The 8,556-nt window shown below is 54.1% G+C and carries 8 protein-coding genes and 1 pseudogene; 3 read left to right on the top strand and 6 right to left on the bottom strand.

The annotated features are described in order from the left end of the window. Window positions 1–634 precede the first annotated feature (634 nt). Both AC2FPW_RS17785 and AC2FPW_RS17790 read right to left on the bottom strand, forming a co-directional pair. Window positions 635–1,744 (bottom strand): ParB/RepB/Spo0J family partition protein, encoded by a 1,110-nt coding sequence (locus AC2FPW_RS17785; protein WP_496814796.1) that lies wholly within the window; start codon window positions 1,742–1,744, stop codon window positions 635–637. Beyond that, window positions 1,741–3,048 (bottom strand): AAA family ATPase, encoded by a 1,308-nt coding sequence (locus AC2FPW_RS17790; RefSeq protein ID WP_496814797.1) that lies wholly within the window; start codon window positions 3,046–3,048, stop codon window positions 1,741–1,743. The genes AC2FPW_RS17785 and AC2FPW_RS17790 overlap by 4 nt, the downstream gene beginning before the upstream one ends. A gap of 469 nt (window positions 3,049–3,517) precedes the next feature. On the opposite strand from AC2FPW_RS17790, the gene AC2FPW_RS17795 reads away from it, so the two are divergent. Continuing rightward, on the top strand, window positions 3,518–4,201 hold the full coding sequence (locus tag AC2FPW_RS17795; RefSeq protein ID WP_480483588.1) for a DnaA N-terminal domain-containing protein: 684 nt from the start codon (window positions 3,518–3,520) through the stop codon (window positions 4,199–4,201). Between the two features lie 261 nt (window positions 4,202–4,462). Beyond that, window positions 4,463–5,173 (top strand): annotated as a pseudogene (locus AC2FPW_RS17800) (IS6 family transposase). Window positions 5,174–5,277: 104 nt separating this feature from the next. Here AC2FPW_RS17800 and AC2FPW_RS17805 read toward each other — a convergent pair. The 4 genes from AC2FPW_RS17805 to AC2FPW_RS17820 form a co-directional block, all read right to left on the bottom strand. Beyond that, the gene (locus tag AC2FPW_RS17805) at window positions 5,278–5,901 is read right to left on the bottom strand and encodes a class I SAM-dependent methyltransferase (RefSeq protein WP_496814798.1); all 624 of its coding nucleotides are present in this window, start codon (window positions 5,899–5,901) and stop codon (window positions 5,278–5,280) included. A 9-nt stretch (window positions 5,902–5,910) separates the two neighbouring features. Continuing rightward, window positions 5,911–6,657 carry a CDP-diacylglycerol--serine O-phosphatidyltransferase gene (pssA, locus tag AC2FPW_RS17810; protein ID WP_496814799.1) on the bottom strand — a complete coding sequence of 249 codons (747 nt, stop codon included), beginning with the start codon at window positions 6,655–6,657 and terminating at the stop codon, window positions 5,911–5,913. 12 nt (window positions 6,658–6,669) lie between these two features. Next, window positions 6,670–7,344, bottom strand: a complete 675-nt coding sequence (locus AC2FPW_RS17815) for a phosphatidylserine decarboxylase (protein WP_496814800.1) — start codon at window positions 7,342–7,344, stop codon at window positions 6,670–6,672. 83 nt (window positions 7,345–7,427) lie between these two features. Then, complete coding sequence (locus AC2FPW_RS17820) at window positions 7,428–7,748, bottom strand: hypothetical protein (RefSeq protein ID WP_496814801.1); 321 nt, start codon at window positions 7,746–7,748, stop codon at window positions 7,428–7,430. An 18-nt stretch (window positions 7,749–7,766) separates the two neighbouring features. Between AC2FPW_RS17820 and AC2FPW_RS17825 the strand changes: the two genes are divergently transcribed. Beyond that, the gene (locus tag AC2FPW_RS17825; RefSeq protein WP_496814802.1) at window positions 7,767–8,279 is read left to right on the top strand and encodes an IS110 family RNA-guided transposase; all 513 of its coding nucleotides are present in this window, start codon (window positions 7,767–7,769) and stop codon (window positions 8,277–8,279) included. Window positions 8,280–8,556: the final 277 nt, after the last annotated feature.

Consider the following 8,556-nt stretch of genomic DNA (forward strand, 5'->3'; position numbering starts at 1 on the left):
ACCTCTGGGACGATTACACCGCGGAAATGACGGCTTGATCCTGCCATTGCCAATACCTCACATGCTCAGGTCAACAACTTGGCAATACCGTTCAATGAGATCATGCTCAAACAACCTGTTCAAAACTGTTCGACGAGTACAAACCTCAGATCACACATGCGCGTCAACCAGACCCCAGAGCTCGCGACACATCTTTTTTGGATGCTTAGCCAGCGCTGTTGGCATATATTGTAGTTTATGCAAGTGGCTAACACTACATATGCCTCAAATCACAACCGACTGATCTTCGACTGTAAACATCGCGACGATGCTTGCGCACTAGGTAAGTTTGACGTTCGGCGGGTCGGCGGGGCAAGCGCGACGTTCCCGGCGCCACCTGTTTTCGACAGGCCGGAGATATATGCCTAAGCAGATTATGTCCATAATCGATATTTTGAGAAACTTCATACTTGGTTTGACAGCAAGCTTTGATATGCCGGTTACCCCGTTCACGCCATGGCCCGCGCCCTCCGGTTCAGCTTGGACAGTGGATGTACCCGACAATGTCACTCAAGGCCCCTACCCTTTGCGCGGCAAAACAAAAAAGGCGCCGAAACCTTTCCGACGCCTTCACCTGACTTGCTAGTTCGTGATCTTACCCGTGGGTAAGATCATCCTCCTCGGGAAGCGCGTCGAGCAGCGCGGCAATTGCTGCCTCCAGTTTGCTTCGATCAACGCGGGTAAAATCCAGATCATACCGCACCTCGATCCTTCCACTAGAAGCAGCACATTTCGCGATCCCTGCCCTGCCCGAAACCTGAAAAGTTGTTTTCGCGCGGCGTGGTTTACCTGCACTGGCGACCTCCGTCTTCTTCGAGGGCACAGCTTCTGGCTCACCTAGAAATGACCTCAGAATTGCGACTTCACGCGCGCCATCCCGATCAGGCTCACTCTTCAGTGCCTCGCTTACCTGGCGAACCAGACCTGGTGTCGCGTCAAATTTGCGCTTTAGCTCAACACCCACGTTTCGCGGAATGTCGTTCGGGTGGGTCAGAACTTTGTCCAGCACCAGCAGCAAACTGGCAAAAGACCGAATATAGCTGCGCTTTGTGTAGCTGGCAGATTTGAACAGCGTGGACACCGCTTTGTCGACATCCGGACAGTCATTCGCAGGGTCTTCGGAATATGCACGGGCGAGGGCGCCCATTTCCGCAAATGAGATATCCTTTCGGATCAGGTTCTCGTCGACCATACGCCGATAACTGTTGTCCAGATCACCCGCATCAGAAATCCCCGCTGGAATTCTGGCGTAGGTTTCGTCACCGGTCTCATCGTACAAGGCACGATAGGCAGACAAACGGCGCATGCCCTGGATCAATTCATACAGCCCGTCCGATCTCCGCTCCAGGCGGATCGGGTTGGACAAGCCGATCTCCCTAATAGAGTCCTTAAGTTCATCCAGTTCTGGATCGGGACCGGGTTTGCGATCTCGCGTCAGCTTTTCCGTTACAACGTCGTTCAGCACCACTCGTTCTGTCACCAAACCTTCAGCTCTCAGCCGAACCAGTTCGTGTGCAAGACGATCGTTTTCTGCACGGATGGATTGCTCTGTCGATTGCTGATCACGCAAAGCGTCGGCATTTTCCGAAATTGCAGCGGCCATTGGACCACGTCGTTTTTCGAAAACTTTATCCGGCACCTTACCAACAGGAATGTCATCCATAGCCGGTAGATCAATATCGAACATTCTCCGCTTGCGGCTCATGCGTCATCCTCCACCTTGTCCCAGGCCGATAACATTACGCCCCGGAATTCCTCATACACATTGTCGAAAGTTGAGCGGGCGCGCCGCCAGGTTTCGCGAGTCATTTCGCGGTAATCCATTTCGTAGACCGAGCTTAGAAAACGTCCAGACTGCTCCACCGCACGGGTCATTTCTACCGGGTGCTGTGCGACATGTTCGCCAAAGACCTTCTTAAAGGCATCAAACATCGCCAGATGCAACGCATTGCCCGGTTCATACCGCGTCAACAGGAACCGCAACTCACAGAAGGTTTTGGGCAACCCAATCTTACCCGTGGGTAAGGTTTTGTCGAACCCATAGGCCAGGTCTTCCAACGCTTCTGCCAATTGGCCGATGAACGATGTGGTCGAGTCATACTCCCAATATCCGGGCCCAGAAGGGATATAAAGCATGTCTGCGGCAAAGACCGCGTTCATAGACTGGTATCCGATTGCGGGCGGGCAATCGAACAGGATAAGGTCATAGGCGTCATCCGGAATCTGATCCAGATACCGGGACACCGCCGCAAAGAAGGACCATTCGGGATTCAGGTGCCGGTACTGGGCCGACGCAAATTCAACAAAGGCTGCGTTCGCACAGGAAGGTATCGCATCGATCGTCGACCAGGAGGTCTTCTTGATGAAATCAGCAATTCGCAGATCGCCTAGGCCCATATCTGTTATCGCGGGCGGCAACTCCCGGCGGGGCAGGGCAGTTCCCGATTCTGCAGCGGCGGGGCGGTTATTCATGCGTTCTGTTTCACGAATGAGATCACGCGCCATGATCCCCCAGACCGTATAATCTTCGGCCACATCCGTCAGCCCCATCGAATGGCTTAGTGTTGCCTGAGGGTCGAAATCCACCACAAGGACCCGATACCCATCCAGGGCGGCTGCATGGGCAAGATGCAGCGCCACGGTCGACTTTCCCGCGCCACCCTTGAAGTTTGCGACAGCCGAACGAATGGCGCGCTTGCCTTCAGGGCGAGGGGGCATCAGTGACTTGCGATTAATCTTGAGCCGTCGCCGAAGTTCGTTCACCTCTTCCAGGCTGAACCAGCGCTGACGCCCGTCGGGCTCAACTTCTCCACCGGGCAGGGAAGGATCGGCTGCAAGCTTTCCGCGAAAGGTTGACTGGTTCACCCGGAAGATCAGTTCGGACACTTCCCAGCTGGAAAACCGGCGGAGCGTTTTCTCCATCTCAGGGCTAAAGGTCTGCTGGCGAATCCACCCCTGCAACTTGAGGGACTGATTGCGCAATGCGTTCAGGTCTTCGTGCGTGTACATGCCTCGGGTCTCTTAGTTTGGAACGTAAATTTCTGCTCGTTTCTTATTTACGCTTGATTTGCACTTTACGCAAAAGAAATTATGATGAGAGTACGATCTTACCCACGGGTAAGAAAACAAGGCGCAAAAACACCCGAAGCGATTCGACCGCCCCAGGTGGAACAAAACGATCAAGACAGCCCTATCCAGCCAGTATTTAGGGGGACGGACCGAAGGAAATAACCACATATAGGGGGACACAAAGACCCAATAAGGGGACACACAGAATGACCCCCATCACCAATATTTCACCAAATTTCTTTTCGTTTTTTGAGTTTGATCTGCGCAAGATCTCGCGATGTTCCAGTCTTGGCTTGACAGAATCGAAGCTTTGGACGCTAATTAGGCCAAGATGACGAAAAGCGTTGGCAAACGGCGCGAGATTGGCGGGACACACCCGCCAGAGGCAGACTGAGCGGTGAGAACGGATATGCAGCTTGCGAAACCGGTCGGGCGAAATGCGCCGGCTTTGAAATATGATATACTATCTGCTCTGACCGTTCATGCGCTGTCAGGCGACAAGCATCGACAACGAAGTATTTTGCGTATCATTGCGTTGATTACGACCCGGTATAACTGGCGCAACAACGAATTATCCATTGGGCGGGAAGAAATTTCGCGCCTGTGGGCAGTGAACGAAAGAACCGTAAAGCGCGAAATGTCCAGATTTCGCACATTAGGTTGGGTAACGGTAAAACGGCCCTCAGCGCGGGGTCGTGTAGCCGTGTACGAGATCGATCTGAAACAAATCCTGATTGACACCGAAGAGGTGTGGTCTGTTATCGGATCGGACTTTCAAGCCCGGATGACTGACGTGCCGGAACCCGAAACGAATGTCGTACCCTTTGCTACCAAACCCAGTGCCCCTGACAGCCCAGCTGGGGATGTGTGGTCGCAGGTACAGGCGATTCTACACGGTCGCGATCCGGAACTGTGGGCAAGCTGGTTTCAACATCTGTCCGAAGCTGAAAGGGCAGGGGGGCGTGTTGTCCTTATCGCACCGTCACGATTCATGGCCGATTATATTTCGCAGAAGTGGTCGGCGCGACTTCTGGCCGCCTACAGCCGTATTGATCCCAGCATCAGGACGGTTCGCGTGGACGCAGCTGAGTAACTGTCTTCGGCCTTGTTGCCCAATTGTCGAACGTACGTGATCTCATGTTCGGTCCCATCGAGTAGTTTCCGAACAGTCTTCAAGAAGATCAGCAAAGGTCAATTCAAGCCCATATTCCGTCTTTTTCAGCAGTTCAGCCAACTGGCTGGACAATCGTCCCTCCAGCTTCATGTATGCAGATCTCAGAGAAGTTTGCGAAAGAACCTAACTCGACGGTATTGCCAAGTTGTTCACGTTGAATGATCCAGCTATGTCGCGCTTATGAACATCCCAACGATCATGCCACTCCTGAAAGGTTTTCGCTTTCCTCGTGAGATCATTGCTTACGCGGTCTGGGCTTACCATCGCTTTGGGTTGAGCACAGCTGACGTTGAGGATCTGTTGGCTGCTCGGGGCGTGATCGTAAGCCGGGAAGCAGTTCGGCTATGGGTCAATCGCTTCGGTTGACACTTTGTAGATTGTATCAGACGGGATCGTCCATGGCCGAATGACAAGTGGCACATGGACGAAGTCGTAATCATGATCCGAGGCAAGAAACACTGGTTGTGGCGGGCGATCGTCGCAAATGGTGACGTGCTCGACATTCTCCTGCAAACGCGCCGAAACGCCAAAGCTGCAAAGCGCTTCTTCCATGGGCTGGTTGCCAAATTTGGCGAACCCAGGGTAGTCATCACCGACAAATTGCGCAGCTATATCAAGCCGATCAAAATACTTGCACCAGAGGCTGACCATCATGCCCACAAAGGTCTGAATAACGCCATCGAAGTGTCGCACCAACCAACCCGCAAACGAGAAAAGATCATGGGCCGGTTCAAGTCTCACCTACAGGCTCAGAGATTTCTCTCAGCGCATGACCAAATCAACCTGGTCTTCCGCCCCAGCCGATATCAACTCACCGCAAACTCATACCGCCACGCTCGTTCCGGCGCGTTCAGCCTCTGGGACGAGTACACTGCGGAAATGACCGCTTGATCCTGTCTTCGCCAATACCTCACATGCTCGGGTCATCAACTTGGCAATACCTGTCATTCTGCTCGGCTTCCTGTTTTAGGCGGCGCTAATTTTTTATTAGAACCCTATGCAACCCCTGATTTTCTCAAAACCAGAAAGGTCATCATCCCAATCGGTGGTAGGGCTCTTTGCTCTTCGACAGTTAGCGCTTGCTCTTGTAATACCGTGTCGATTTCGAAGTCAGAGTGCCAACCGATTGTGTTAGCAATTGGTGCAAACGCGCGTTCCAAGGTTGCCAGCAGACCTCGCTCTCGTTTGAAATGGTTAGTAATCACCACACTGCCGCCGGGTTTACAGACCCTCACAATTTCCGCCATTACCTTTTCCGGTTCTGGAACGACGGACAGCACATGCATCGCCGCAATGGTATCGAAATGGTTGTCCGGAAAATCAAGTGCGCGGGCATCCATTTGCCTTAGCTCCGCAACGTGGCTCAGGGATAAATCTCTTACCTTGCCGCGTGCTTTTTGCAGCATGTCCTCGCTGAAGTCGATTCCGGTCACCTGAGTCTTGGGTCCGTAATGTTCCAGTGACAGCCCGGTGCCCACGCCAACCTCCAGAACCTTGCCAGGACGTCTGTTGATATAGTCAACCGCATGCTGCCGCCCGACATTGGTGACGGCCCCAAACGTCTTGTCATAGACGGGTGCCCAGCGAGCGTAAGAGGTTTGAACGGCTTTGATGTCCATATCGTATCCTTAACGGTTAGAAGGTACTTCCCTGTCAATCCACGCCCAGGCGACCATTCCCACATATCCGACACAAAGCGCGATCAGCGTGGCCCAGGCAAAGGTTAGCAGCGCGGCGCCAACAACAGCGACACCGATGAGAAAAAACTTTGCGTTCTCGCGTGAAATCCGCGTGGTTTTAAAAGACCAGGTCGGTATGCGACTGATAAGCAAAAGACCAATGATCACGATGAAGAGGCAAATCAACATACTGGGCAGCGCGGGGGCATCCGCGAAAGCGAAGGACAGATACATTGGCAACATGACCAGCAGCGCCCCTGCAGGGGCCGGAACCCCCTCAAAAAAAGCGCTGTCATGTTCGCAGGTCTCGGACTTGCTGCCCACATTGAACCGAGCAAGGCGCATAACGCAGCACACCGCAAAAAACAGCACGGCGAGCCATGCAGCACTGCGTACATCCTGCAAGGCCCAGAAATAGAGAACAAGCGGCGGGGCAACGCCGAAGTTCAAGAAATCCGCGAGCGAATCCAGTTCTGCCCCGATTTTGCTGTCACTGCTGAGCAAGCGCGCAATGCGCCCATCCAACCCATCCAGCACACAAGCGGCTATAATCAACTGCACCGCAAGCTCGTAGTTGCCCTGAACGCCAAATCTGATTGCCGACAGGCCCGCGCAAATGGCTGTTATTGTCAGTGCATTGGGCAGCAAATGGATCAGAGCAAACCCGGTCTCTTCCTGTTCGGATGGTTCTGTCACTGATCCAGCCACCTACTTTTCATTGGAAGTGTGCAAACTGGCAAGGATGGTTTCGCCGGCAATCATCGTTTGCCCGACACGCACCTGCGGCTCCACGCCATCTGGAAGATAAACATCCAGACGGGAACCGAAACGGATCAATCCAAATCGCTCTCCGGTTTGAAGCGCGTTGCCAGATTTCACAAAGCAGACGATCCGTCTGGCCACTAGGCCGGCAATCTGGACCACAGCCAGGTCCTGACCGTTTGTCATTCGAATACGCAGGCTGTTGCGCTCGTTATCGGCACTGGCCTTGTCCAGGGAAGCGTTGAAAAACTTGCCGGGGCGGTAGGCAACGGCGGTGATCTCACCTTCAATGGGCGTTCGGTTTACATGGCAATTGAAGACGCTCATGAATACACTGACACGAGTGAGGGGCGTGTTTGGCATCCCAAGCTCACTCGGCGGCACTGCCGCTTCGATTAGCGAAACCACCCCATCCGCCGGGCTGACAATCAAGCCTTCCCCTGTCGGTGATACGCGTTCGGGGTCGCGAAAGAAATAGTAGCACCAGATCGTAAGGCCGACGCCAATCCAGCCCAGAATGTCGGACAGGAGAAACAGACCGACCGTGATGGCGGCAAAGATCGCGACAAACCGAATGCCTTCAGGGTGCATCGGTTTGATGAACGTATCGCGCATGCGCATCGCAAGCTTTCCCTAGGTCAATTGATGGCACTTTCATAAGTGGATTGCTGGGGAACGCAAGTGTAGCGGGTGCAGACGATTCATTATTTCAGATATCTGATCCAAATGGCTTGATCGTCTGAATCTCCGCGCACTTCGGTAACTTCAGCTGGGTTGAGGCCAAATTCCGCAACCAAGTCTTCGACCTGACCCGATTGGAAGCTATCGAGGCTTCGTACAAGTCCGCCTTCTTCAAATGCGATCAATTCGTGAGATCCGCCGGACCACCGGACGATCCCGCCACAGAGCGTTCTAAGTTCCATATCGACCAGTTCTGCCACCGGGTCGGCAAAGAAATCGCTCCATTTGAGAAATCCTGTACGGTTCTGAAGGTGTAGAGGCCCCCGCTGGCCTCGGTGTGCCATTGTGGGTTTGCAAACAACCTGAATGGAGGCCTGTGCCAGTGCTTAGAAAGGCTGATCAGCATGTTGAACCAGCTGGAGGGTCAGATCAAAGAACTGGATGCCGAGATTGCCCGCCGCGCGCGGTCAAACGAAACGGCACGCCGCCTTATGACGGTGCCCGGGATTGGTCCGCTCATCGCAGCTGCGCTGGTGGCCCTCGCCCCGCCACCGGAAACGTTCCCGCGAGGGCGCGACTTCGCCGCCTGGCTCGGGCTGGTTCCAAGACGGCATTCAACAGGGGGCAAGCAGCGCCTCGGAGCAACGACAAAGATGGGAGAACGTTCGCTCAGGCGGTTACTGATCATCGGTGCCAACAGCGTTGTTATGTGGCGTTCGCGTAAGAGAACGGAAACCGATCCCTGGCTTGCCCGCATGATCGAACGCAAGCCGCCACTGCTGGTCCGCGTGGCCCTTGCGAACAAGATGGCGAGGATCGTTTGGGCCTTGATGAACACAGGGGAAGTCTACCGGGCTCCGGCTGCCAACGCGTAAAGCGTCTGCGGCTGCGAGGCGGCGGAAACGGAAGAGGACAATGGACGGTATGGCATAAGGATCGTGAGACCGGGTCGGGAAAACCAGCTTGCGACAGAGTGCTTTGAGCACGTGGTTCTGAATTGGACCGGATCCGCTAACACCATAGGGGCCAGCGGCATGTGCAAAAGCCGCACAACAGGCCGAACACATATCAGTTTCCTGAGCCTCCCCCACTGAACTGGTCCACCGCTATGTTTAGGAAACGGAGGACCACGAATGGCAAACAAGCGACCGA

Source organism: Ruegeria sp. SATB027, assembly GCF_059613825.1.

Coding starts and splice junctions, on each gene's coding strand:
- AC2FPW_RS17785 (WP_496814796.1), bottom strand. CDS start 1,744: ATGAGCCGCAAGCGGAGAATGTTCGATATTGATCTACCGGCTATGGAT.
- AC2FPW_RS17790 (WP_496814797.1), bottom strand. CDS start 3,048: ATGTACACGCACGAAGACCTGAACGCATTGCGCAATCAGTCCCTCAAG.
- AC2FPW_RS17795 (WP_480483588.1), top strand. CDS start 3,518: ATGCAGCTTGCGAAACCGGTCGGGCGAAATGCGCCGGCTTTGAAATAT.
- AC2FPW_RS17805 (WP_496814798.1), bottom strand. CDS start 5,901: ATGGACATCAAAGCCGTTCAAACCTCTTACGCTCGCTGGGCACCCGTC.
- AC2FPW_RS17815 (WP_496814800.1), bottom strand. CDS start 7,344: ATGCGCATGCGCGATACGTTCATCAAACCGATGCACCCTGAAGGCATT.
- AC2FPW_RS17820 (WP_496814801.1), bottom strand. CDS start 7,748: ATGGCACACCGAGGCCAGCGGGGGCCTCTACACCTTCAGAACCGTACA.